The sequence below is a fragment of the Corynebacterium sp. HMSC074E01 genome, from assembly GCF_001808885.1.
Lineage (GTDB): Bacteria > Actinomycetota > Actinomycetes > Mycobacteriales > Mycobacteriaceae > Corynebacterium.
Genome location: NZ_KV794815.1, coordinates 1 through 22,651 on the forward strand (window position 1 = coordinate 1; position 22,651 = coordinate 22,651).

22 protein-coding genes and 5 tRNA genes are annotated in these 22,651 nt (G+C 59.9%); 9 read left to right on the plus strand and 18 right to left on the minus strand.

Annotated features, from left to right (window positions below):
* Positions 1–357: 357 nt before the first annotated feature.
* Entirely contained in the window at positions 358–1,626 is a 1,269-nt protein-coding gene (gene murA, locus HMPREF2537_RS00685) for a UDP-N-acetylglucosamine 1-carboxyvinyltransferase (protein ID WP_070524799.1), read from the minus strand.
* A gap of 21 nt (positions 1,627–1,647) precedes the next feature.
* A complete protein-coding gene (gene ramA, locus HMPREF2537_RS00690) occupies positions 1,648–2,487 on the minus strand; it encodes an acetate metabolism transcriptional regulator RamA (RefSeq protein WP_010189033.1) in 840 nt (279 codons plus the stop codon).
* Positions 2,488–2,743: 256 nt separating this feature from the next.
* On the opposite strand from ramA, the gene cysK reads away from it, so the two are divergent.
* Positions 2,744–3,679, plus strand: a complete 936-nt coding sequence (gene cysK / locus HMPREF2537_RS00695; protein WP_070524742.1) for a cysteine synthase A — start codon at positions 2,744–2,746, stop codon at positions 3,677–3,679.
* A gap of 118 nt (positions 3,680–3,797) precedes the next feature.
* Entirely contained in the window at positions 3,798–4,361 is a 564-nt protein-coding gene (gene epsC / locus HMPREF2537_RS00700) for a serine O-acetyltransferase EpsC (RefSeq protein ID WP_141761380.1), read from the plus strand.
* Positions 4,362–4,379: 18 nt separating this feature from the next.
* On the opposite strand, the gene HMPREF2537_RS00705 is transcribed toward epsC, so the two are convergent.
* The 5 genes from HMPREF2537_RS00705 to HMPREF2537_RS00725 form a co-directional block, all read right to left on the minus strand.
* On the minus strand, positions 4,380–4,682 hold the full coding sequence (locus HMPREF2537_RS00705; RefSeq protein WP_070524745.1) for a GNAT family N-acetyltransferase: 303 nt from the start codon (positions 4,680–4,682) through the stop codon (positions 4,380–4,382).
* 55 nt (positions 4,683–4,737) lie between these two features.
* Positions 4,738–4,810, minus strand: a tRNA-Phe gene (locus HMPREF2537_RS00710).
* A 20-nt stretch (positions 4,811–4,830) separates the two neighbouring features.
* Positions 4,831–4,904 (minus strand) — tRNA-Asp (locus HMPREF2537_RS00715).
* A gap of 242 nt (positions 4,905–5,146) precedes the next feature.
* Positions 5,147–5,223: transfer RNA gene (locus tag HMPREF2537_RS00720), tRNA-Asp, on the minus strand.
* Positions 5,224–5,257: 34 nt separating this feature from the next.
* Positions 5,258–5,333, minus strand: a tRNA-Glu gene (locus HMPREF2537_RS00725).
* A gap of 83 nt (positions 5,334–5,416) precedes the next feature.
* Between HMPREF2537_RS00725 and HMPREF2537_RS00730 the strand changes: the two genes are divergently transcribed.
* The gene (locus HMPREF2537_RS00730) at positions 5,417–5,749 is read left to right on the plus strand and encodes a metal-sensitive transcriptional regulator (RefSeq protein ID WP_070524747.1); all 333 of its coding nucleotides are present in this window, start codon (positions 5,417–5,419) and stop codon (positions 5,747–5,749) included.
* Positions 5,750–5,827: 78 nt separating this feature from the next.
* Here HMPREF2537_RS00730 and HMPREF2537_RS00735 read toward each other — a convergent pair.
* Both HMPREF2537_RS00735 and HMPREF2537_RS00740 read right to left on the minus strand, forming a co-directional pair.
* A tRNA-Lys gene (locus tag HMPREF2537_RS00735) sits at positions 5,828–5,900 on the minus strand.
* Between the two features lie 92 nt (positions 5,901–5,992).
* Positions 5,993–7,495, minus strand: a complete 1,503-nt coding sequence (locus tag HMPREF2537_RS00740) for an acetyl-CoA hydrolase/transferase family protein (protein WP_070524749.1) — start codon at positions 7,493–7,495, stop codon at positions 5,993–5,995.
* A 176-nt stretch (positions 7,496–7,671) separates the two neighbouring features.
* Here HMPREF2537_RS00740 and dusB point away from each other — a divergent pair, with 176 nt between their 5' ends.
* Complete coding sequence (gene dusB / locus HMPREF2537_RS00745) at positions 7,672–8,817, plus strand: tRNA dihydrouridine synthase DusB (RefSeq protein ID WP_070524751.1); 1,146 nt, start codon at positions 7,672–7,674, stop codon at positions 8,815–8,817.
* 65 nt (positions 8,818–8,882) lie between these two features.
* Positions 8,883–9,611, plus strand: a complete 729-nt coding sequence (gene phoU, locus HMPREF2537_RS00750; protein WP_070524752.1) for a phosphate signaling complex protein PhoU — start codon at positions 8,883–8,885, stop codon at positions 9,609–9,611.
* Between the two features lie 142 nt (positions 9,612–9,753).
* Here phoU and pstB read toward each other — a convergent pair whose 3' ends face one another.
* The 5 genes from pstB to mshD all read right to left on the minus strand — a co-directional run bounded on the left by pstB (position 9,754) and on the right by mshD (position 14,873).
* Positions 9,754–10,527 (minus strand): phosphate ABC transporter ATP-binding protein PstB, encoded by a 774-nt coding sequence (gene pstB / locus HMPREF2537_RS00755; RefSeq protein WP_070524754.1) that lies wholly within the window; start codon positions 10,525–10,527, stop codon positions 9,754–9,756.
* A 52-nt stretch (positions 10,528–10,579) separates the two neighbouring features.
* Complete coding sequence (pstA, locus tag HMPREF2537_RS00760; protein ID WP_070524756.1) at positions 10,580–11,491, minus strand: phosphate ABC transporter permease PstA; 912 nt, start codon at positions 11,489–11,491, stop codon at positions 10,580–10,582.
* A 13-nt stretch (positions 11,492–11,504) separates the two neighbouring features.
* Positions 11,505–12,551 (minus strand): phosphate ABC transporter permease subunit PstC, encoded by a 1,047-nt coding sequence (pstC, locus tag HMPREF2537_RS00765; protein WP_070524758.1) that lies wholly within the window; start codon positions 12,549–12,551, stop codon positions 11,505–11,507.
* 123 nt (positions 12,552–12,674) lie between these two features.
* Positions 12,675–13,784 carry a phosphate ABC transporter substrate-binding protein PstS gene (gene pstS, locus HMPREF2537_RS00770; protein WP_070524760.1) on the minus strand — a complete coding sequence of 370 codons (1,110 nt, stop codon included), beginning with the start codon at positions 13,782–13,784 and terminating at the stop codon, positions 12,675–12,677.
* 174 nt (positions 13,785–13,958) lie between these two features.
* Positions 13,959–14,873 (minus strand): mycothiol synthase, encoded by a 915-nt coding sequence (gene mshD / locus HMPREF2537_RS00775; RefSeq protein WP_070524762.1) that lies wholly within the window; start codon positions 14,871–14,873, stop codon positions 13,959–13,961.
* 33 nt (positions 14,874–14,906) lie between these two features.
* On the opposite strand from mshD, the gene HMPREF2537_RS00780 reads away from it, so the two are divergent.
* The gene (locus HMPREF2537_RS00780; RefSeq protein WP_070524764.1) at positions 14,907–15,743 is read left to right on the plus strand and encodes an LmeA family phospholipid-binding protein; all 837 of its coding nucleotides are present in this window, start codon (positions 14,907–14,909) and stop codon (positions 15,741–15,743) included.
* Here the strand turns inward: HMPREF2537_RS00780 and HMPREF2537_RS00785 are convergent.
* Positions 15,740–16,780 (minus strand): diacylglycerol/lipid kinase family protein, encoded by a 1,041-nt coding sequence (locus tag HMPREF2537_RS00785; RefSeq protein ID WP_070524766.1) that lies wholly within the window; start codon positions 16,778–16,780, stop codon positions 15,740–15,742. The genes HMPREF2537_RS00780 and HMPREF2537_RS00785 overlap by 4 nt on opposite strands.
* A 63-nt stretch (positions 16,781–16,843) precedes the next feature.
* Here HMPREF2537_RS00785 and HMPREF2537_RS00790 point away from each other — a divergent pair, with 63 nt between their 5' ends.
* On the plus strand, positions 16,844–17,518 hold the full coding sequence (locus tag HMPREF2537_RS00790) for a heme-binding beta-barrel domain-containing protein (protein ID WP_070524768.1): 675 nt from the start codon (positions 16,844–16,846) through the stop codon (positions 17,516–17,518).
* 53 nt (positions 17,519–17,571) lie between these two features.
* Here the strand turns inward: HMPREF2537_RS00790 and HMPREF2537_RS00795 are convergent, their stop codons facing one another.
* Complete coding sequence (locus tag HMPREF2537_RS00795; RefSeq protein WP_070524770.1) at positions 17,572–18,459, minus strand: aminodeoxychorismate lyase; 888 nt, start codon at positions 18,457–18,459, stop codon at positions 17,572–17,574.
* A gap of 30 nt (positions 18,460–18,489) precedes the next feature.
* On the opposite strand from HMPREF2537_RS00795, the gene HMPREF2537_RS00800 reads away from it, so the two are divergent.
* Positions 18,490–19,551 (plus strand): CAF17-like 4Fe-4S cluster assembly/insertion protein YgfZ, encoded by a 1,062-nt coding sequence (locus HMPREF2537_RS00800; protein WP_070524772.1) that lies wholly within the window; start codon positions 18,490–18,492, stop codon positions 19,549–19,551.
* Between the two features lie 188 nt (positions 19,552–19,739).
* Entirely contained in the window at positions 19,740–19,967 is a 228-nt protein-coding gene (locus HMPREF2537_RS00805) for a DUF3073 domain-containing protein (protein WP_210383598.1), read from the plus strand.
* 118 nt (positions 19,968–20,085) lie between these two features.
* On the opposite strand, the gene purM is transcribed toward HMPREF2537_RS00805, so the two are convergent.
* Both purM and purF read right to left on the minus strand, forming a co-directional pair.
* On the minus strand, positions 20,086–21,138 hold the full coding sequence (purM, locus tag HMPREF2537_RS00810; protein ID WP_070524776.1) for a phosphoribosylformylglycinamidine cyclo-ligase: 1,053 nt from the start codon (positions 21,136–21,138) through the stop codon (positions 20,086–20,088).
* 21 nt (positions 21,139–21,159) lie between these two features.
* A complete protein-coding gene (gene purF, locus HMPREF2537_RS00815; protein ID WP_210383599.1) occupies positions 21,160–22,647 on the minus strand; it encodes an amidophosphoribosyltransferase in 1,488 nt (495 codons plus the stop codon).
* Positions 22,648–22,651 lie beyond the last annotated feature (4 nt).

Below are 22,651 nucleotides of genomic sequence, written 5' to 3' on the forward strand. Positions count from 1 at the left end.
GAAAAGCGCCATCCGGCATACACCAACCGCAACACACATACAACGCATCACGGCCAGAACAAAAAATCAACCAACAAAAAAGTACATTGGCACACTATTGAGTTCTCAAACATCATCCGCACACCACAACAAAAATTAACCAAACGTTAACCCTCTTGCAGCGGCCCGAACAACATTACCCAACAAGCTCAACCAAAGTCAAACCCGCCGAACAACCATTGCCCGAACATCTACCACCAGTTAACCTCCCGGCTACCTCGCGGCGACCCCGATAAATATACGCACACCCCCAACAAACAACAAATCCCCAGTTCAACCGTGAGATTGGACCAGGGAAACGTCGCCAAGCATGGCGCCTTAGTAGAGCTCCTCCTCTTGAGTGCGCTCTATCGTGGCGCCCAGCGCCTGGAGGTTCTCTACAAAGTTGGGATAGCCGCGATCGATGTGGAAGACATCGTGCACGGTGGTTGTCTCATCCGCGCACAGTGCAGAGAGCACCAACCCGGCGCCTGCACGAATATCGGAACTCCAGACATGCGTCGAAGACAGACGCTCCTGCCCGCGGATGACTACGTGGTGTCCATCAACTTGAGCATCGGCGCCAAGGCGGAGCATCTCGTCCACGAAACGGAAGCGCGATTCAAAGACATTCTCCGTAATGATGGAGGTGCCTTCCGCCACGGCGGACAGACCAATGGCAATGGGCTGAAGATCCGTAGGGAAACCGGGGTACGGAAGGGTTTGATAATCCACGGCGCTCGGGCGACCATTCATGCGCACTCGGAAACCATTGACATAGTCCTCAACGTCAGCGCCGGCGGACTTCAGTTTTTCCAGCGGCAGGTGCAGGTGCTTAGGAGCAATGCCACCCACCGTAATATCACCGCGAGTCATCACAGCGGCATAAGCCCAAGTGCCTGCAACGATGCGGTCGCCGATGACCTCGTGCTTCGTCGGCTGCAGCTTGTCTACGCCCCGAATGGTAATGGTGGACGTCCCCTCCCCAGAGATATCGGCCCCCATTTCCTTGAGCATCGTGCACAGGTCAACGATCTCCGGTTCGCGGGCAGCATTGTGGAGTTGAGTTTCACCATCAGCAAGCACCGCGGCGGTAAGAATATTCTCCGTCGCACCCACGGAGGGGAAATCCAGCCTGATATTTGCCCCGTGGAGTCGGTCGGCTTCCGCCACCACAGCACCGTGTTCGATGCGCGTGCGCGCGCCCATCTTCTCCAGCCCGGACTGGTGCATATCCAAGGGGCGGGAACCAATAGCATCACCGCCTGGCAAGGCCACCTTCGCGTGACCGCAGCGCGCGGTCAACGGTCCCAGCACACACACGGAAGCGCGGAATTGGCGCACCGCATCGAAGTCCGCGTTGGAGTGCAGCTCGGCTGGGGTGGTGATGCGCACGGTGTGGCCATCAATCTCCACTGTGCAGCCGAGGCCCTCGAGGACCTTTCGCATTAGGGGGACATCGAGAATCTCAGGACAGTTGGTCAGCGTGGTGGTGCCCTCCGCCAACAGTGCCGCAGCCATCAGCTTCAGCACACTGTTTTTAGCACCGTCAACCTTGACGGTGCCCTGCAGGCGCGCCCCACCGGAGACAATAAATTGGTCTTTCACGCCCACCCAACTTACCTACAATCAGGGCAACGCGCCTATACGACGGGCCGCATTAACCGCCTCATAACGAGTATGCGCACCCAATTTGCGCATGACAGAACGCAGATAGGACTTCACAGTTTCGGCACCAATGCCCATCTCCTCGGCCGCCTCAACGTTGGTATGGCCTAGTGCAACGCAGGAAAGAACATCGAGTTCGCGTGCGGACAGCTTGGTGGACTGCTTCACGCGCACCGGAGAGACCATCTGATCACACAGCGCCTCAAGCTCCTTGCGAAGGTCTTCATCATTGACACGGTTAGCCAGCATCCGCAGCTTGGAGTGCGTCGAGCGCACCTGCTCCCATTCAGCACCGTTCATCACGTGCCCGCGCGCGGCGCCACCCTTACCACCATCGGCGCGGCGCAATGCGGAATTAACAGCCAAATCCTGCTCGAGGCAGCGGGCGGTCATGGTCACCTCTTCGATCACCTTGTCACCCAAGCGCACCGGCGAATGAACGCCGACATAAAGGACGCCGCGAATCTCACGCTGAACGGTAACCGGCACCGCCACGATAGAGTGCAGACCTTCGTCTTGAATGTAGCGATCATTCTCATGGCTAATCGTGGTGGCCCGGGTGTAATCGGAGACACCAACTGCGCGGCGAGTACTAACAACGCGCCCGCCGACGCCCACATTCGCGTCAATCACCAAGTTCTGCAAAGCCGGGGTCCGCAGACCTACCCACTGGGTAATCTGCAGGCGATTATCCGGCAGCAAGGTTCCGTACATCGTGACGGGGATTCCCGTTGCGGTCTTCAGCGACGAGAGCGCTGCGCGTACGGCTTCGTCGTCATCCTTGAGTCGGTGCGGCTCCATGAGACTCTCTCTTACTCGGGGGTAACCAGCAGGTGCACCCACATTCCCCGCCTGAAACGGGGGTAGGTAAACACTATTTGCGAAGTATAACCGGCCGACGGGGGTAATTCTAAATCACGCCACAGCCTCCTCCGCCACCCGAAATCCCACATTCCATGCCCGAATACTCTGTCCAGAATTTATATACCACTCAGTCTATTGCCACGGTGTAAGGTGTCTGCTGTACATCAAAACTTATTTCCAAGGAGTCCACATCGTGGCTGTATATGAGAACATTCTCGACACCATCGGCGGAACCCCACTTGTCCGCCTCAACCGTCTCACCGAAGGCCTCGGCGCCGAGGTTCTCGTGAAGGTTGAGTCCTTCAACCCCGCGAATTCCGTCAAGGACCGCATCGCCAAGGCGATTGTCGATACCGCCGTTGAATCCGGCGAGCTGAAGCCGGGCGGCACCATCGTGGAGGCCACCTCCGGCAACACCGGTATCGGCCTGGCGCTCGTCGGTGCAGCTCAGGGTTACAAGGTCATTCTCACCATGCCGGAGACCATGTCCAACGAGCGCAAGGTTTTGCTGCGTGCTTATGGAGCGGAGATCGTCCTCACCCCGGGCGCTGCGGGCATGAAGGGTGCCGTCGAAAAGGCCAACGAGATTATCGCCGAGACCCCCAACGCCATCCTGGCTTCCCAGTTCGCCAACGAGGCCAACCCGAAGATCCACGAGGCAACCACCGGCCCCGAGATCTGGGAAGATGCCGAGGGCAAGGTCGATGCTTTCGTCGCTGGTGTGGGCACCGGCGGCACCGTCACCGGCGTCGGCCGCTACCTGCGCTCCCAGAACCCGGATACCTACCTGGTGGCCGTGGAGCCCTCCGACTCCCCCGTCCTGTCCGAGGGCCACGCTGGCCCGCACAAGATCCAGGGCATCGGCGCTAACTTCGTCCCGGAGGTCCTAGACCGCGAGATCCTCAACGAGGTCCTGACCGCAAGCACCGAAGAATCCGTGTCCACCGCACGCAAGCTAGCCACCGAAGAGGGTCTGCTGGTTGGTATCTCCTCCGGCGCGAACGTCTCCGCCGCCCTGAAGCTGGCTGCTCGTGACGAGTTCAAGGGCAAGACCATCGTGGTTGTCGCCCCGGACTTTGGTGAGCGCTACGTCTCCACCATTCTCTTCGAGGACATCCGCGAAGCTTAAGAAATAGTTAACATGGCTCTCCGCGGGACGTCGCTAAGCACGGCGCCGTGATGAGCCTCCGAATAAAAGCGCCCTCTGTGCTAGGGGGCGCTTTTTCTTTCTGGATAGGATGGTTCGCATGCACATCTTGAAGATGATCCGTGAAGACCTCGCCAACGCGCGCGAGCATGACCCGGCGGCGCGCGGCGACGTCGAGAATGCCGTGGTTTATTCCGGCCTCCACGCTATCTGGGCGCATCGCATCGCCCACCGCATGTGGAAGCGCGGCTGGCGTGGACCAGCCCGCATTTTGGCGCAGCTTAACCGCTTCTTCACCGGTATTGAGATCCACCCCGGCGCCACCATCGGCCGGCGCTTCTTCATTGACCACGGCATGGGGATCGTCATTGGTGAAACCGCCGAGATCGGCGATGGCGTCATGCTCTACCACGGCGTGACCCTCGGCGGTCAGGTGCTCACTCAGACGAAGCGTCACCCAACGATTGAGGACAACGTGACCATCGGCGCCGGCGCCAAGGTGTTAGGCCCCATCACCATCGGTGAGGGCTCCGCAGTGGGCGCTAACGCCGTGGTGACGAAAGATGTGCCACCTCATCACATAGCTACGGGTATCCCCGCAAAGAACCGTCCGCGCAAGAAGGACGAGCGCATCAAGCTGGTGGACCCGGACTACTACATCTAAGGGCCACAGACTCCGTCTCTAGAGGCTGCCCTCACGGTTAGTCAGGCGCTGGTATTCAGGGTTCTTCTCAATAAACCGCGCCACGGCACTGCACGTTGGGATGACTTGGCGGCCTACCGTTGAGTCATCATCCAACGCCGCCTTAATCAGCGGCTTGGACAAGCCTTGGCCCTGAAAAGACTCAAAGATTTCCGTGTGCGTGAACTCGCGCGTGGTGGCGGAATCACTATATTCAGCAAAACCCGCTTCTTCTCCGTCAACGGTGATGACGAAGCGAGATTGATCGGTTTGGTGTGCAACAGAGGTAGTCATGCAGCCCATTAAACCAAAAAATGCACCAAAAAAGCCCCCTCTATTGCTAGAGAGGGCTATCTTGTGGCCAGAGCCAGGATCGAACTGGCGACCCCACACTTTTCAGGCGTGTGCTCTACCGACTGAGCTATCTGGCCAGAAGCCACAAGGGCTTCGGCGACCCTGACGGGACTTGAACCCGCGACCTCCGCCGTGACAGGGCGGCGCGCTAACCAACTGCGCCACAGGGCCATTTTTAGTTTTCTTTTGTGCGCTGGGCACGAATAAGTACTCTACACAAAGCTAGAGAAGCACAGCAAATCAGCACGTCAATAACTGTTTTTAACGGTGGAATAGCACCCCGATTTAAGGCCACCCCAGATCATAGACCTAAACGCCCCTCCCCGCTCCTGGCAGGCGCCCGAGGAAGAGGTAAGGACAAAACGACGCAAGCCTCGAGGCTTGTTTTAAAACAAAGCTTCGAGGCTTGAAGATGGCGACCCTGACGGGACTTGAACCCGCGACCTCCGCCGTGACAGGGCGGCGCGCTAACCAACTGCGCCACAGGGCCATAATTATTTTCTTGTGCACCAACACGAAAGTGTTGGTACCCCCAACGGGATTCGAACCCGTGCCGCCGCCGTGAAAGGGCGGTGTCCTAGGCCGCTAGACGATGGGGGCCCGTTGCCTTGAGGCAACTTTGTAAAAATATACTGGAGACATCCTCACTTAACCAAATCGCCCCGGCAGAAAGGCGGAAAACCATGTCTGACCAGCGAGATACCTGCTCCTGTCATGAGCCGGGTGTGCACGGCTATAACTCGGATGATGAACAGAAAGCGAAGTACTTAGCGCGTCTCAAACGCATCGAGGGGCAAACACGAGGTATCCACCGCATGATCGCGGAGGACCAATACTGTATCGACATCATCACGCAGATTTCGGCGGTGACCTCAGCTCTCGAAAACGTCTCCTTGGCGCTACTAGAGGACCACATAGAGCACTGCGTGGCCGGAGCCGCCGCCGAGGATGGGCAAGTAGCCTCAGAGAAGCTAGAGGAGGCTATGCGGGCCATTCGGAAGCTCGTTAAGAGCTAGCACGCTGCCAGCCGCACCCTCTGCGACTTAAAGCCCCGCAAAACTACGCAAAGAGCCGCCCGAAGGCGGCTCTTTTTGTGGGCCCTGCGGGGCTCGAACCCGCGACCTGCGGATTAAAAGTCCGTAGCTCTACCAACTGAGCTAAAGGCCCAACGCCCAACCATCTTAGTAGGTGGCACTAAAGAAAAGGAAATGGCCCTCACCTCCAGTGGTAAGGGCCACGACCTAAAGGGCGATTCGCAATTAACCGCGCATGTCACCCTTCTCCATGAAGTTCACCTGGAAATCAAAGGCGGTCTTCAGATCGTGCGGGGTGTGCTGGAACTTGTTGGCCTTGGCACGCTCGAAGTACTCCTCCAACATCGGGCGGTAGTCCGGATGAGCCACGGCGATAACCTTCTCCACGCGCTCCTTCGGAGCCAGGCCGCGCAGGTCTGCAACACCGTACTCGGTGATGATGACCATGGTGTCGTGCTCAGTGTGGTCGGTGTGAGACACAAAAGGCACGATGGCGGAGATGGCACCATCCTTCGCTACCGACGGGGAGACGAAGGTGGAGATATAAGCGTTACGGGTGAAGTCACCGGAGCCGCCGGTACCGTTCATAATGCGGGAGCCGGAGACGTTGGTGGAGTTAATGTTGCCGTAGATGTCGCCCTCAATCATGCCGTTGGAGGAGATCAGGCCCACGCGGCGGATAACCTCCGGGTGGTTGGACACCTGCTGCGGGCGCAGGATGATGTGCTTGGCGTAGCGGTCCGCCTCAGCGTTCATCTTGTCCGCGTACTCCGGGGACAGAGCGAAGGAGGTGGCGGAGGCGACGGTCATCTTGCCGGCGTCGATAAGATCCAGCATGCCGTCCTGGATAACCTCGGTATAGGCCTGAATGTTTTCAAACTTGGAGTCCAACAGGCCCGCCATCACGGCGTTCGGGACGTTGCCCACACCGGACTGCATGATGAACTTGTCGTATTCTAGGCGGCCGGCAGCAACCTCGCCCTCAAGGAACTCGATGAAGTTCGCAGCGATCTTCTCAGAGACCTCGTCCGGAGCCTTGAACGGAGCGTTGCGGTCCGGAGCATTGGTCTTGACCACGGCCACGACCTTTTCCTCCGGAATCTCGATGTAGGTGGTGCCAACGCGGTCAGCCGGCTTGGTAATCGGGATCGGCTGGCGGTTCGGCAGCTTCTCAATACGGTAGATATCGTGCATGCCCTCGAGGTTGAGGGACTGCCACTCGTTGATCTCAATGATGATCTTGTCGGCGGCCTCAATGTATTCGAGGTTGTTACCCACTGCGGAGGAAGGAACAATGTTTCCCTTCTCATCAATGCGCACAGCCTCAATGATGGCTACCTGGAAGTCACCGTAGAAGCCCTCCTCCACCTGCTGACCAGAGTGCGAGAGGTGAATATCCTGGTAGAGGGCGGAGCCGTCGTTGAAGCGGCCGCGCAGTACCGGATCAGAGTTATACGGAGAGCGGAAGCGAATCGCGTTTGCCTCAGCCAGCACGCCGTCGCAGTCCGGAGCGGTGGAGGCGCCAGAGAAGACGTCGATCTTGAACTCCTCGCCTGCCTCGTGGGCCGCCTTTGCCTTTTCCGCGATAGCGGTCGGCAGGGCCTTGGGGTAGCCAGCACCGGTAAATCCGGAGATTCCCACACGATCACCGTGGTTGACGAACTTTGCGGCCTCGTCAGCGCTCATCACGAGCTTCTCAAACGGCGCGTATGCAATTCTCTCAGACATTAGTCCTCCTTTTATGTGCAGAAACGACCTACGTTACGGTCCTTTCCTATTAGTTACATGCACCACACTAGCGAATCAGTGGCGGATTTACCGCACTCTGCCCCAAACCGTGTGCACCCCTCACTTTTCTCATCAGAATTTGCCACCCCAGGCTCTTTCCGCGCACAATTGGCGGCGTGACTCTTGCAATCGGAAAAATCCAGCTCAACTCCCCCGTTGTCCTCGCCCCCATGGCTGGCGTGACCAACGTGGCTTTTCGCGTGCTGTGCCGCGAGCAAGAGATTGAAAAGACCGGGACTGTCTCCGGCCTCTACGTGTGTGAAATGGTCACCGCACGCGCCTTGGTAGAGCGCAACCCCAAGACCCTCCACATGACCACCTTCGATCCCCAAGAGCAGCCACGCTCATTGCAGCTGTACACCGTCGATCCGGAGTACACATACAAGGCAGCAAAGATGATCGTGGATGAGAACCTGGCGGACCACATCGATATGAACTTTGGCTGCCCAGTCCCCAAGGTCACGCGCCGCGGCGGAGGCTCTGCGCTCCCCTATAAGCGCCGCCTGTTTGGCAACATCGTCGCCGCCGCAGTCAAGGCAACCGAGGGCACGGACATTCCAGTCACGGTGAAGATGCGCGTCGGCATCGATGAGGAGCACAAGACACACCTCGATGCCGGCCGCATCGCCGTGGCGGAAGGCGCCGCAGCAGTTGCTTTGCACGGGCGCACTGCCGCCCAGCGCTACTCCGGACACGCCGACTGGGGCGAGATCGCCCGTTTGAAGGAGCACTTGGCGGACACGGAAATCCCGGTCTTGGGCAACGGCGATATCTTCAAAGCAACCGATGCGCACGACATGATGGAGCAAACGGGATGCGACGGCGTCGTGGTGGGCCGCGGCTGTTTGGGCCGCCCGTGGCTTTTTGCGGAGCTTTCCGCCCACCTGCGGGGTGAGCCGGTACCGGAAGAGCCCACGCTAGGTGAAGTCACGCGCATCATGATCCGCCATGCAGAGCTTCTGGCCCAGCATGAGGGCGAGGCTCAAGCCAGCCGCGATATTCGCAAACACATTGGCTGGTACCTGCGTGGTTTTCCCGTGGGCGGCCAGGTACGTGCGGGCCTTTCTCGCGTCAATTCCTTGGGGGATCTGCGCGAACTGCTGGCGCCGTGGGCGGACTCGCCTGCGCTTGCCGACGACGCCGATGGCGCCCGCGGCCGCCAGGGCTCACCCGCCAAGGTGGTCCTTCCCGAGGGCTGGCTCGATGATCCGGAGGACGCCACCGTGCCGGAAGGCGCAGAGATTATGCACTCCGGCGGCTAGCCGCGAATTATTCAAACTTGTTGCTCGACAGGCACTAGACCAATAATTCAGCTAAAGTACGTGGCATGCGCGCTGCTTATCGTGAACAGTTGGATAATTTTTCCCATGATCTCATCATCATGAGCACCACCGTCCATAAGCTCATGGCTCTCGCCTCCCAGGCGTTAATCAAGGCCTCCCTGCAACCGGCTGAGGAGGCTGTGTCGCTGCGCGATGAACTGGATGAGGTGCGCTCACGCTGCGAAGACCGCGCGGTCTCCCTACTAGCCTTGGAAAACCCAATGGCCAAGGATCTCCGCCAGGTCATCTCTTCCATATATATTGTTGAAGACTTCTATCGCATGGGCCGCCTGTCCCAGCATATTGCCACGAGTGCCCGCCGCCGCCACCCCGAGCCAGTGGTACCAGCAGACATCGTGGGCTACTTTGAGGAATATGCGCGCCTTGTTCTCGATATGTCCGCAGGGCTCAAGGACATCCTCATCACCCGCGATCCGGAGCTAGCGCTTCGGCTCACCGAAGATGACGATGCCGTCGATGACATCAACCAGCACTTGATGCGCATGCTGACCCAGCGGGAATGGAAGGGAACGGTCCGCCAGGCTGTGGAGACCTCGCAGCTATCGCGCTATTACGAGCGTTTCGCCGATCATTGCGCCGCCGCTGCCGGACGCATCATTTATCTTGCAACGGGCCTGGACTCGGACCGCTATATGCGCAAGCGCGATCAAGAACAACGCGAGGCCGAGCTGGAGGCCCGCATGGCGGAGCTAGAGCGCCAGTTCCACAACTAGGTGGGGTTTCCCGGCCTCACTGCTTCCCCGCCGCTGGGCCCGCCTAGAGGCGGTTGAAGACACAAATAAGCCGGCTCCCTCTTCTAGACCTTAAACAGTCGAGAGAGGGCGCCGGCTTTCGGCACTATGGCGCCATCTGTGTTTAGCCAAAGCGGCCGGAGATGTAGTCCTCGGTGTCCTTCTTAGAGGGGTTCTCGAAGATCTTAGTGGTGTCATCGAACTCGACGAGGTGACCCGGCCTGCCGGTGGCCTCCAGAGAGAAGAAACCGGTCTTATCGGACACGCGGGCTGCCTGCTGCATGTTGTGGGTCACGATAACGATGGTGAAGTTTTCCTTCAGCTCGTGAATGAGGTCCTCCACGGCCAGAGTGGAAATCGGGTCCAGAGCAGAGCATGGTTCGTCCATGAGGAGAACCTCCGGTTCCACGGCGATCGCGCGGGCGATGCACAGACGCTGCTGCTGGCCACCGGACAGGCCGCCGCCCGGCTTATCCAGGCGGTCCTTAACCTCGTCCCAGAGGTTAGCGCCGCGCAGGGACCTTTCGGCAACTTCCTTCAGCTTCTTCTTGTTCTTTTCGCCGGACAGCTTCAGGCCGGCAACAACGTTGTCCTCGATGGACATGGTTGGGAACGGGTTAGCCTTCTGGAAGACCATGCCGATGGTGTTGCGAACGGATACCGGGTCAACTTTGGGGTCGTAGATGTTCTGGCCGTCCAACAGGATTTCACCCTTGACGGAGGCACCGGGGATGACCTCGTGCATACGGTTCAGGGTGCGCAGAACGGTGGACTTACCGCAGCCGGACGGGCCGATGAACGCGGTAACGGCCTTGGCCGGAATCTGCATGTTAACGTTCTGCACGGCGTGGAAGTCGCCGTAGTAGATGTTCACGTCATTAAGCTCAAGCTTAGACATTAGGGAGTTTCTCCTCTTAAGAATGTATGGCGGAATAGAGTGTTACGGCGATCTATTTCTTGACCGAGAACTTCGCGGAAATGACACGAGCCGCGATGTTGAGGATGGCGATGAGGATAACCAGCGTCAGCGCTGCACCCCAGAGCTTATCCAGGACGGCCGGTTGTGCGCCGGCCTTGTACATATCCAGCATCATCAGCGGCAGCGAGGACTGCGAGCCCTTGAATGCGTCCCAGTTGATGATGGAGGAGGAACCAACAAGGACCAGCACCGGAGAAGACTCACCCATCACACGCGCAATCGCGAGCATAATACCGGTAACGATGCCGGACAGAGCGGTCGGCAGGACGATGCGAGCAATGGTCTTCCACTTCGGAACACCCAGCGCATAGGAAGCCTCACGCAGGTCCATGGGAACCACGCGGAGCATCTCTTCGGTATTGCGGACCACAATAGGAATCATCAACAGCACCAAGGAAAGCGCCACGGCGAAGCCGGAGCGGCCAAAGCCGAAGAGTGTAATCCACATAGCGAAAATAAACAGCGCGGCAACGATGGACGGCACACCGGACAGGATGTCCACCATGAAAGTGGTGGTGCGGGCGAGCCAGCCACCCTTGGAATACTCCACCAAGTAGATGGCGGTGAAGATACCAATCGGGATGGAGATGATGGAGGCCAGAATGGTCTGGACGAAGGTACCGATGATCGCGTGAGCAGCACCGCCACCTTCAACGCTGTTCATGATGCCTCGCTGAGACGTAGTCCACCAATCTGCGTTGAAGATGACCCCGCTGCCACGGGCGAAGAGTTCCCACAGAACCCAAACCAGAGGGACCATGGCGAGAATCATGGCCGCCCAGACCACAACGGTGGCGATGGTGTTCGTGGCCTTGCGGGAGCTGGAAATGTCCAGGAAGGTAGCGCCTGCGGAGGCAGGCTTAGCGTTTGCAGTAGTAGTCATTGTGTCCTCCTCCCTACTTCTTCTTCACGATGGCGCGGGCAATGGCGTTGACCACGAAGGTCAGCAAGAACAGCATGAGGCCGGCAGCGATGTAGGCACCAGCGCGCATCTCATTACCGAACTCTGCGGATGCCAGGGCGATGGCCATGGCGAAGGTCGTTCCGCCGTCGAAAAGCGAGAAGCGGAAGTCCACCAGCGGGGAGACAACCATGTACAGAGCCATCGTCTCACCCAGTGCACGGCCCAGACCAAGCATGGAACCGGCGATGTAGCCGGACATACCGAAGGGCAGCACCGTCATGCGGATAACTTCCCAACGGGTGGCGCCCAGTGCCAAAGCGGACTCAATTTGGCCAGGAGGGGTCTGAACGAAGACCTCACGCGCCGTGGCAGCGATAATCGGAAGAATCATCACGGCCAACACGATGCCACCGGTGAAAAGGTTACGGCCGGTAGCAAACGACGGCGAATTGTCGAAGACGGTGAAAAGGAAGAACCCACCGGCCCAGGACTCCAGCCACGAGTAGAAACCAGAAAGAGCCGGGCCAAGCACCTGCCAGCCCCACAGACCATAAACAATGGACGGGACAGCAGCGAGCATGTCCACGAGGAAGCCCAGTGGCTTAACCATGCGTGCGGGTGCGTAGTTGGACAGGAAGATGGCAATCGCCAGTGCAACCGGCATAGCCAGCAGCAGGGCGAAGACGGAAATCAGCACCGTGGTGCCGAACATGGTCGGGATACCGAACTTCATCGCGGAAGTATCGCCGGTCTCCCAACGGCCACCGTAGGTGAAGAAGCCCAAGATGCCACCATCATTGACGCCCAACGCAGGCACAGCACGCCACAGCAGGAAGCCTGCGATGGCAGCAATCATGACGGTAATCAAAGTAGCCGAAGCAGAAGAAAGGAATTCGAAGATTCGGTCGCCTGGCCGCTTAACTCCGCTACTGGAGGTTGCGGTGGCAAGTTCTTCGGATCCGCCGGTAGAAAGCCGCTCAGCAGCGGAGACGGAAAGCTCCGCCTGCTCTGGCGCCGTGGTGAGATTATTGTCTGCCATGAGACGTTCTAATCCTTTTCAGCGTTAAGAATGGAATTTGTCGTTACATACCTGCGCCCCCAAAGCGCGAATCGAGTGCGGCAGTGGGGGCGAGAGATATTAAGCTTTGTAAAGCTCTAGCTCTTACTGCAGAGCGTCAACAGCAGCCTTCAGCTTGTCCAGGTGTGCACCCTCAACCGGGATGAAGCCCTGGGAAGCAAGCTGGTCATCCTGGTGATCCAGGACGGTGGTGAAGAAGGCCTTGACCAGAGCGGAGGTCTCCTCATCGTAACCAGCGGAGCAAACGATGTTGTAGGTGGTCAGGATGAGCGGGTATGCGCCCTCATCGTCGGAAGCGAACAGAGCGTCGGAGTCAACAACCATGTTGTGCTCGGAGTCGGTCTCCTTGAACTCCAGGTTCTCCAGAGCAACGTTGACGGACTCGGTGTTCAGCTCAACCGGGCCGTGGCCGAAGTCAATCTTTGCCTTCTGAACGCCGTCTGCTTCCTTCTGGTCAGCGAAGCCGGACTCAACGTAGGTGATAGCACCCTTGATGTTGGCAACCTGGTCAGCAACACCAGCGGAACCGTTGGCGCCCTCACCAACTGCATCCGGGAACTGCTTGCCCTCGGTGTCCCAGTCGCCGGTAGCGGCCTTCAGGAACTTCTGGAAGTTAGCGGAGGTACCAGACTCATCGGAGCGGAAGATAACGGTGATGTCCTCGTCCGGCAGGTCGGTGCCTTCGTTGTCAGCAGCGATTGCCTCATCGTTCCACTTGGTGATGTCACCCTTGAAGATCTTAGCCAGGGTCTCGGTGGACAGGTTGATCTCAGTGCCCTCGAGGTTGTACGCGATAGCAACCGGACCGATGGTGGTCGGCAGGTGCCATGCCTCGTTGCCGCCACAGCGCTCAGCGGCAGCCTCAACCTCACCCTCGTCGTCCTTCAGAGCAGAGTCAGAACCAGCGAAGTCAGCCTGGCCGTTGGTGAAAGCCTCAACGCCAGCGCCGGAGCCGGATGCGTTGTAGGACAGGGAAGCATTCGGGTAATCCTCAGAGAACGCAGTCTGGAAGTAAGACATTGCATTCTGCTGGGAGGAAGCGCCGTCACCAACGAGCTCGCCGGAGACGTCGGAGCCCTCAGAGCCGCCTTCAGCGGAGCCGGAGTCATTGGACTCGGAGCAAGCGACGAGAGCGGTGGAGGTGGCGGCGACGATGCCGAAGATAGCGGCAGTGCGCTTGAAGTTGCGGATCACGGGAAACCTTTCCGGTGCGGATACAAGAGAATGATTGTCCGAGAAAACCGTTCGCTGCAGTTCTTTAAAGGCGAGCACGATTAACTCACGGGAAGTAAAGCTATATGGGGTGGGTTAACCCCATAGGGATCAAGAGATGAACAATCGGTGAACTTGTACCAAAAGGCGGTGAGGCTAGTCACTTTTCGCCCAGACGCAGTGTTCCTCTGCAATGGAGAATCCCAAACGCTCATAGGCCTTTACTGCAGGATCATTGTCCGCCTCGACATATAAAATGACCTTGTCCGCGCGTTTTTCCACCATGCGCTGCAGCCCCGCGGTGAGCAGTGGCCCACCAAGCCCACGCCCGCGGTAGTCCTCCCCCAGTCCCACAACATAGACCTCACCGAAGGCTGGGGTGTCCTCCGCATGCCATTTCAGCCAGTGAAAACCGGCCATTGTTGGGGCACTGTGCGCACCATCGTGCGAATCCCACAGGAATAACACGTCAGCAGGATCGAACCACTCGGCTTCCATCCCGCGATGCAGGCGCTCCAGGTCCCAGCCTCCTTGCTCCGGATGCCAGGAGAAGGCCTCGTTGTTGGTGCGTACCCATTCCGCCTCGACGTGCTCGCGTCCGAAGCGCTCCACCGACTTGGTGTACGTGTGAATCTCTAGGCCGTCAACCGTTGCGGGCGCCTCTTCCGCTGCGCGTAGGTCCCGGCCCTCAATAGCCATGACGAGCAGGCGCCTGACGACATCCATCTCATTACGCTTCGCCAGCGCCTGGGCGGCCGGGAGGTTGCCATGCGCCCAGATCTGGGGGGATGCCGGGAGGGCGTCGACAAGCGCCTGCCCTATCCCTCGCCCACGGTGGTCCACACCGACAAAGAGCTCCACGGTCTGCCTGTCGAGGGCAGCCACACCGAGCACCTCACCGTCCTCGATGGCGAGCAGGTGGCGGTGGCCCAGGCGGTCATCCCGCAGCCCGATAAGAAACTGCTCTGAGAGAGGCGCAACGCCATCGTGTGTTTCCGCCGCTGCAGCAAGTTCCTCGACGCGCTGCGCGAGATCTAGATTCTGCGGCACAGTAATGGTCTCTACATTCATGCTTCCCACCCTACGTGCGGTAGTAATAGAGGGGTGACCGTCATCTATCTCAGCCGCAACCTCGTACGCCTTGCCGCCGTCGCGGGAGTGGTCCTGACCGCATGGCTGGCGGATTCAGCAGTAGCGATGCATGCGGAACACACCGTGGCCCAGCAGGCGAAGACCAGCTCCCAATTGGAGAATACACCGAATGTATATATCGGCGGAGTCCCCTTTACCCTGGGCGCACTCACCAAGGAGATCCCCTACCTCGAAGTTAAATCTTCTGATGTGGAGGTTCCCAAGCTCGGCATGGTCAATGCCTCGACTACTCTGCGCGACATCACGATCCGCCCCGAGCAGCTCTTCAGCGGCGAGCTGGAAGGCTCGCCGGTGTCGACCTACACGCGCAGCATCAGCCTCGACGGTGTGGCCTTGGGCCGCATGCTGGGCATTACCGATCTGTCCATTGCCAACCCCGATGACATGTCCCCCACCGGCGGCCCCTCGGCCGAAGCTGAGCTCACCGGCACGCTACCAGGAGATAACACCAAGTCCACCGCGACGGTGACGCTGCGCCTCGTCGGCCCAGAGTTTCGCATGAGCGTCTATGGAACCGATGATGAACGCCTCAAGAAGGCTTTCGGTTTAGTCTTGGATACCCGCCAGCTCCCCCTGCCTTCCCAAGCCACCTCCGTAAAACTGCACGGCGGCTCCATCACCTTCGAGGTGCAGCGCCGCAACATCACGTTGAAGACGGCGCAGCTCTCGCCACTAGAGATCGACGGCTCAGAAGAAAAGGCCGTCGAAGATGCAGCGCAGAAGGCACAGGACACGGCCAATGAAGTGGGCAGCGCGCCAACGACGCCACCGAGTTGGCGCCAAAACTAGTTGATTCGAACGAGGTCCCGCAGGATCCGGCGGATGTTGCGGTGCATGGGCGGGGCTGGATCGACGGGGGCGAAGACTTCCAGCGCGTCCGCTTCCGATTCCAGGTGGACCTCCGTGAAGGTGCCCTCCGATTCCCCATCTGCCTGGAAGCGGTGCGGTTTCGGGCACACCAGATCCACCTCGACGGCATCCTCGAAGTGCAGCGTGCGGGCATCCGTGACCTTATTCAGCCAGTGGCGGTGATCCACACCGAAGAGGTGGAGCACGCCGACGAGACCATCAATGCCGCCGAGGTCGGACACCCCGAATAGGCCAAGGCCCTGGTCGAAGGAGTTGCGCGGATTAGTCACCACGGGCAGCGGGCCGAGGAAAGTCCACGGGTTGGTGTTGGAGGTGAACATGACGGGTACGTCGTCAGCCGCGAAGGTTTCTCCCGAACTCGAGCGCGCACGCACGCTAATGCGCGGTGGGCGGATGCGGGCGCGCTGATAGGCCTGAAAGGCCACAGCCAAATAGCGCAGCGGGGTGGCTGCAAAGCCCAACTCCCGAGCACGGTCCACGCGCGCCAGCACGTCAGCATCCAGCCCGAAACCAGCATTGACCGCGAACCATCTGTCATTCCACACACCTAAGGAGACGGTGCGGCGCGTATTGCGTTCCAGCATCCGAGCCAACACGTGCGCTGCCTCGACCGGAGTATTGGGGAACCCAAGGGCGCGAACGAAGACATTGGCGGAACCAGTGGGGATCACTGCGAGTGCTGGAATCTCCTGGGGGCTGGGGCGCTCTGCGGAATCTGCAGGACCCAGCAGCCCGTTGACAACCTCATTCACCGTGCCATCGCCGCCGAAGACCAAGATGACATCGAAGTCTTCCCGCGTCATGCCGCGCACCATATCCTGCGCGTGCCCCGGGTAATGCGTGAAGCGAGCCAGCAGCTGCAGCCCCTCCACGTCCCGAATAACGGGCAGAACCTCGCGGAAAAGGGCCGAATTCTGGCTCGTGGAGTACGGGTTTGAGATCAGCAAAACGCGCATGGCTCCCAAGACTACTGGAGCCTAGTGGTTTCCGTGATGCCACCACGACTACGCTGGGGCAGCATGAGCGAACAGACTAGTAATGAAAACCAGACGGACAATACCCACCCGGAGAACACCAAGATCGACGGCAACGCAGCCGTTAACCAAGCTGCTGAAGCGTGGAAGGACGCTGCCTCCCGCAACATTCCTACCGTTGATGTGGCTGATAACCCCCTGCCGGATGAGACGGCGAACCTACGCCAGGGCCCGTCACTGCACGATGGCCTCCTGGGGCTTCTCCCCCTCGTTGGCGTCTGGCAGGGCGAAGGCCAGGCTCACAGCACCGACGGCGAACAATACGCCTTTGGCCAGCAGCTCATCATCGCCCACGATGGCGAGAACTACCTGACCTACACCTCCCGCACCTGGAAGATCGATTCTGAGGGCAAACCGGTGGGCCCAGATGTCCGCGAGTCCGGATTCTGGCGCATCTCCCTCAAGGACGAGATTGAGATGACCTACACCTCCTCCAACGGCATCAACGAGATCTTCTACGGCTCGCTGTTCAACGAGCGCGCCTGGCAGCTGGAATCTGCGTCCACCATGGTCACGGAAACAGGGCCTACCAACCTCGGCCCCGGCAAGCGTATGTACGGCCTCATGCCGAACAACAACCTGGGCTGGGTAGATGAGCGGCTTGTCGACGGCGAAATGCGCCCCTTCATGTCCGCCGAGCTCACCCGCGTGGCAGGCTAATCAGCAGGCGAGCTAGCTGAGCTAGCTAACGCTAGCTCGTAGTACGAGGGAATCTAGCGGGCTAGGGCGGCGTCGATCAGCGCGCGTATTTCTTCCGCGTTCGCCGGCGCCTTGAGTTTCTTGCCATCCAGGCGCGTCACGCGCACCGCCGTACGCACTGAGGACACCAGCCACACCGAGTCAGCTTCCTCGAGGTAGCGCAGGTCAAGCTCCTTCGCCTTGCAGCGATAGCCCTGCTCGGAGGCGTATTCGAAGAGCGCCGCTTGCGTCGTGCCGGGCAAAATGCCCTTACCGGCGGGCGTGCGCAGCTTCGACCCTTTGACCGCCACCACGGTAGAGGTGGCGCCTTCCAACACCAGCCCGGTATCGGGATCAGTAAAGATCACGTCATCAAACCCGCGCTCACGCGCCAGGCGCAGCGTGGCCATAGTGGCCGCGTAATTCAGCGTTTTCGCCGGTAGCTCCTCCGCTACTTGCCACAGACGCGGGGTACTCATTACCTTGACGCCGGTAGCACGCTGCGCCACAACCGCGTCCGGCCCCTCCTGAACCACCACCCAAGCCGTGGGCACCCCGGTAGAAGCGCGGCCCCGGGTATAGGTCCACGTGCACTTGGCTTCTAGCGACGAGCCCTCCTCTCCCTCCGTGCCGGCGGGGCCATAGAAGTCCGCGATGGCCAGCTCAGTGGCTTCTTGCCACTTGTGCATCGGCGGCTCCGGCAGATCGAGCGCGCGGGCGGAATGCCGGAAGCGCTCCGCGTGGCGGTGAAAATTAGCGGCCTTGCCATTGCGAACAAGGAGGGACTCGAAGATCCCATCGCCGCGCGTCACCGCGGCATCATCCCAATAGACCAACGGAAGGTTCGGCATATGGCGCCGCACCGACCCTCCAAACGGTTCCACAACGTAGATGACCGGCTCTTTCCTGCGCTGAAGGCTCATAGACCCGATTATGCCCTACCATCGGAGGGCGTGAGTTACTCTTCGCCACTTCTTTCCCGGCCCGGAGCCGCTGAGTTCCAGGGCACCACGCTTGTCGATGTCTCCGGGGTCCCCTGGCACTATGGAAACCCCCTCGTGGAGCAGCGCGTGGTGGAAACAGGATCCGCCATCATCGACCGCTCCCATCGCCGCGTCATCGCGGTGTCTGGCCCCGATGCCCGCGCCTTCCTGCATAACCTCCTGAGCCAGAAGCTCGACGACGTAGACAGTGGCTTTTCCGCAGGCGCCCTTGACCTCAACATTCAGGGCCACGTCCTGCACCACATGGATCTGTCCTTCGACGGGGACACCTTCTACCTCGACGTGCCCACAGCACAGTTCGATTCTTTGCGGGATTTTCTCACCGCCATGGTGTTCTGGTCCGAGGTCACTGTAGAGGAAGCAGACGCGGCGATCATCACCGTGCTAGGTCAAACACTGCAGAAGCCTTCGACGGCCTTGGTCGAACGCTGCATGCAGTGGCCGGGCTGCCCGCGCCAGGATTTCCTCGTGCCGCGCCCACAGCTGGATGCTGCCGTAGCAGAGCTGGAGAAACAGGGCGGAAGCCTAGCGGGTCTCATGGCTTATACCGCGGAACGAGTACGCGCACGTGAGCCCGAACTGGCCGCTGACCTTGATGAAAAGACCATCGCCCATGAGGTCCCACAATGGATCCGACGCAACGACGATGTGCCCGCGTTCGTTCACCTAGAAAAAGGTTGCTACCGCGGACAGGAGACAGTAGCGCGCGTAGAAAACCTCGGCCGCTCTCCCCGTTTGCTGGTCATGCTTTACCTCGACGGGTCTGCCCCAGAGCGCCCTGATAGCGGCGCCGACATCACGCTCGGGGGTCGGCGCGTTGGCAGGCTCGGAACCGTGGTGGAGGATTGCGATTATGGCCCCATCGCCCTTGGTCTGATTAAGCGCAGTGCTCTCAACCACGGGGATCTGAGCATTGGTCCTGTGGCGGCATCGGTTGAACCAGATTCCATCCCCACTGATGAGGGGCCCAAGGCTGGGCGCGCCGCTGTGGACCGCCTGCGCGGGAAATAGTGGCGAATTACACATTCGCCTCTTCTCCGCGGGCTACAGCCCTTTTCGACGCGACGCTGGGGGGTAGTTCGGAATTTTTTCGTCACACAGGCTATGGTGTCTTACAGGAACATACACATATCTGACTAAGACGATGGGGCGGCCAAGAATCCCTGGACCGCCCTACACACCTCAAGGGGGTCATGCACATGGGACGCGGACGCGCAAAGGCAAAGCAGACCAAAGTTGCACGCCAGCTGAAGTACAATTCGCCCGAGATGGATCTGGATTCGCTCCAGCGTGAACTCGCCTCACAAAACTCCAAGCGCTCCCGCGATGAGGACGAGGACCCGTACTCGGAGTACGCGGACTACGAGGACTATGCGGATCGCTGGGACTCGGACGAGTGGGATGAGGATGATTCCGACGCACGCTAAGCGCGTGGATCACTTCCCCACCGTGCACAGCACGTAAGCAAAGGGCCGGCAAGCTTCCCCCTCAATAAGAGGAGGAAACTGCCGGCCCTGTTCCTTTCCCAGGTTCCGCGCCTAGGACCTAGAACCCTGGGTGCTCCCCCGTCATAAGAACGCGCGGCTCGCCTTCTTCGGCAACGCGGACGGTACCCAACTCCCATGCTTCAACGTGGCGGGCAGTCATCATGGCCAGTGCGCGCTCGCGATCCTCCGGCGCAACGACGGCGATCATGCCGACGCCCATGTTGAAGGTCTTCTCCATCTCTTCGAGCGCAACCTTGCCCACCGAGGAAATGGTCTTGAAGATCTGGCCCGGAGTCCACGTCGAGCGGCTCACCTCAGCGGTCAGGCCCTCCGGGATGACACGCTCCAGGTTGCCGGCGAGGCCGCCGCCGGTGACGTGGCAGAAGGTGGACACCGCGCACTCAGATACCAGGGCCAGGCAGTCCTTGGCGTAGATGCGAGTTGGCTCCAGCAGCTCCTCCCCGAGGGTGCGGCCGAGATCTTCCATGTAGCCGTCGAGCGGCAGACCCGCCTGCTCTAGGAGCACGTAGCGCGCCAGGGAGTAGCCGTTGGAATGCAGGCCGGAGGACTTCATCGCGATAAGCACGTCGCCGTCGCGTACCTTGTCCGGGCCGAGGAGCTCATCAGCCTCCACCACGCCAACAGCGGTGGCGGAGACGTCGTATTCGTCCTTGCCCATCACACCTGGGTGCTCCGCAGTCTCGCCGCCGAGGAGGGCAGCACCAGCCTGGACGCAGCCCTCAGCAATGCCCTTCACAATCTCCGCTACCTTTTCCGGCACAACCTCGCCCACCGCGATGTAGTCCTGCAGGAAAAGCGGCTCGGCGCCGCACACGACAAGGTCATCCACGCACATGGCGACAAGGTCGATGCCGATGGTGTCGTGCTTGTCCATGGCCTGGGCCACGGCCAGCTTGGTGCCCACGCCATCAGAGCCAGCTGCGAGGACCGGTTCCTTGTAGTTCCCCAGCTTGAATAGGCCGGCGAAGCCGCCGAGCCCACCCATCACCTCGGGGCGGGTGGCGCGCTTAGCGTGGGGGGTAATTAGCTCTACTGCGCGGTCGCCTTCCTCAATGTTGACGCCGGCGGCAGCATACGTGTTCTCGCTCATGAGTGACTTAGTCCTTATTCCTTAGTTTGTCGTCGAGCCCTGCAGGGTGCGCACGGCCTCAGCATTGGGGTTTCCGGCGGGCAGTCCAAGTGGGTATTTACCGTCGAAGCATGCGCAGCACAGTTCGCTGCGGGGCTGCTCGGTGGCCGCCACCATCTCATCGATGGAGACAAACCCCAGCGAATCAGCACCAATCGCGGTGCAAATGGTCTGTGCTACCTCTTCCGGATCATCGGAGGGGTTGGCGTTGGCAATGAGCTCGCCTGGGGAGGCAAAGTCAATGCCGTAGAAGCATGGCCACTTCACCGGCGGGGAGGCAATGCGCACGTGGACTTCGGCAGCGCCGGCTTCCCGCAGCATCCGAATCAGTGCGCGCTGCGTGTTACCACGCACAATCGAATCATCCACCACCACGATCGACTTGCCTTCGATAACCTCCCGCAGCGGATTGAGCTTGAGGCGAATGCCCATCTGGCGTTGAGACTGTGTGGGCTGGATGAAGGTGCGCCCCACATAGGAGTTCTTCACCAAGCCATGCGCAAAGGTCAGCCCGGATTCGCGGGCATACCCCACGGCGGCCGGGTTGCCGGACTCAGGAACGGGGATCACCATGTCCGCATCGGGTGCCGGGTACTGGCGTGCTAGGCGCCGCCCAATTTCCACGCGCGTGGCGTTGACGGAGCGGCCCTTGATATTCGTATCTGGCCGAGCCAGATAGACATATTCGAAGACACAGCCGTGGCGCTGTGTTTCCGCGAAGCGCTCGGAGCGGATGCCGGTCTCATCGATAGCGACGAGTTCGCCCGGTTCGATTTCCCGGATGAACTGCGCGCCCACGATGTCGAGCGCACAGGTTTCGCTAGCAACCACCCAGCCGGTGTTAAGCCGTCCGAGGGCTAGCGGGCGCACGCCATGCGGGTCGCGGGCGGCGTAGAGGGTGTGCCCGTCCGTAAAGGTCAGGCAGTACGCACCTTTCACAGTGGGCAAGAGCTGCAGAGCGGAATCGAACACGCTTCTGTCTTCGCTCACGCCATCAGCCAGCAAGATGGACAGACACATGGAGTCCGAGACGGACTCTTCCTGCGGCTTGATGAGCCCGCGTTCCACGGCCTCGGCGCGCAGCTCCTGGTAGTTCACCAGGTTGCCGTTGTGACCAAGCGCGATATCGACGCCGCTGGGCGACGTCCCAAACATCGGCTGCACATTCGACCATTCCTTGCCACCCGCAGTGGAATAACGCGTGTGACCGACGGCCACGTTTCCGTGCAGTGAGGTGAGGATGGATTCATCAAAAACATTGGAGACTAGGCCCATGTCTTTGAAGACAACAATGCGGTCATCATCCCCGACCGCGATGCCGGCGGCCTCTTGGCCGCGGTGCTGGAGGGCGAAAAGTCCGAAGTAGGTTAACTTGGAAACCTCTTCTCCTGGTGCCCAAACACCGAAGACTCCGCACTCTTCGCGGGGCTCCGGATCCAGGCTGGGATCCGTAGACAGGGGCTTAGTCATGCTC

What these genes read in the sequence shown, in the direction of transcription:
- HMPREF2537_RS00785 (WP_070524766.1), bottom strand. Translation starts at nt 16,780, where the DNA reads ATGCGCGTTTTGCTGATCTCAAACCCGTACTCCACGAGCCAGAATTCG.
- HMPREF2537_RS00705 (WP_070524745.1), bottom strand. Translation starts at nt 4,682, where the DNA reads ATGGGCTGCATGACTACCTCTGTTGCACACCAAACCGATCAATCTCGC.
- pstC (WP_070524758.1), bottom strand. Translation starts at nt 12,551, where the DNA reads ATGGCAGACAATAATCTCACCACGGCGCCAGAGCAGGCGGAGCTTTCC.
- pstB (WP_070524754.1), bottom strand. Translation starts at nt 10,527, where the DNA reads ATGTCTAAGCTTGAGCTTAATGACGTGAACATCTACTACGGCGACTTC.
- epsC (WP_141761380.1), top strand. Translation starts at nt 3,798, where the DNA reads ATGCACATCTTGAAGATGATCCGTGAAGACCTCGCCAACGCGCGCGAG.
- purM (WP_070524776.1), bottom strand. Translation starts at nt 21,138, where the DNA reads ATGAGCGAGAACACGTATGCTGCCGCCGGCGTCAACATTGAGGAAGGC.
- HMPREF2537_RS00740 (WP_070524749.1), bottom strand. Translation starts at nt 7,495, where the DNA reads ATGTCTGAGAGAATTGCATACGCGCCGTTTGAGAAGCTCGTGATGAGC.
- purF (WP_210383599.1), bottom strand. Translation starts at nt 22,647, where the DNA reads ATGACTAAGCCCCTGTCTACGGATCCCAGCCTGGATCCGGAGCCCCGC.
- HMPREF2537_RS00730 (WP_070524747.1), top strand. Translation starts at nt 5,417, where the DNA reads ATGTCTGACCAGCGAGATACCTGCTCCTGTCATGAGCCGGGTGTGCAC.
- pstA (WP_070524756.1), bottom strand. Translation starts at nt 11,491, where the DNA reads ATGACTACTACTGCAAACGCTAAGCCTGCCTCCGCAGGCGCTACCTTC.
- mshD (WP_070524762.1), bottom strand. Translation starts at nt 14,873, where the DNA reads ATGAATGTAGAGACCATTACTGTGCCGCAGAATCTAGATCTCGCGCAG.
- HMPREF2537_RS00805 (WP_210383598.1), top strand. Translation starts at nt 19,740, where the DNA reads ATGGGACGCGGACGCGCAAAGGCAAAGCAGACCAAAGTTGCACGCCAG.
- HMPREF2537_RS00795 (WP_070524770.1), bottom strand. Translation starts at nt 18,459, where the DNA reads ATGAGCCTTCAGCGCAGGAAAGAGCCGGTCATCTACGTTGTGGAACCG.
- phoU (WP_070524752.1), top strand. Translation starts at nt 8,883, where the DNA reads ATGCGCGCTGCTTATCGTGAACAGTTGGATAATTTTTCCCATGATCTC.
- HMPREF2537_RS00790 (WP_070524768.1), top strand. Translation starts at nt 16,844, where the DNA reads ATGAGCGAACAGACTAGTAATGAAAACCAGACGGACAATACCCACCCG.
- ramA (WP_010189033.1), bottom strand. Translation starts at nt 2,487, where the DNA reads ATGGAGCCGCACCGACTCAAGGATGACGACGAAGCCGTACGCGCAGCG.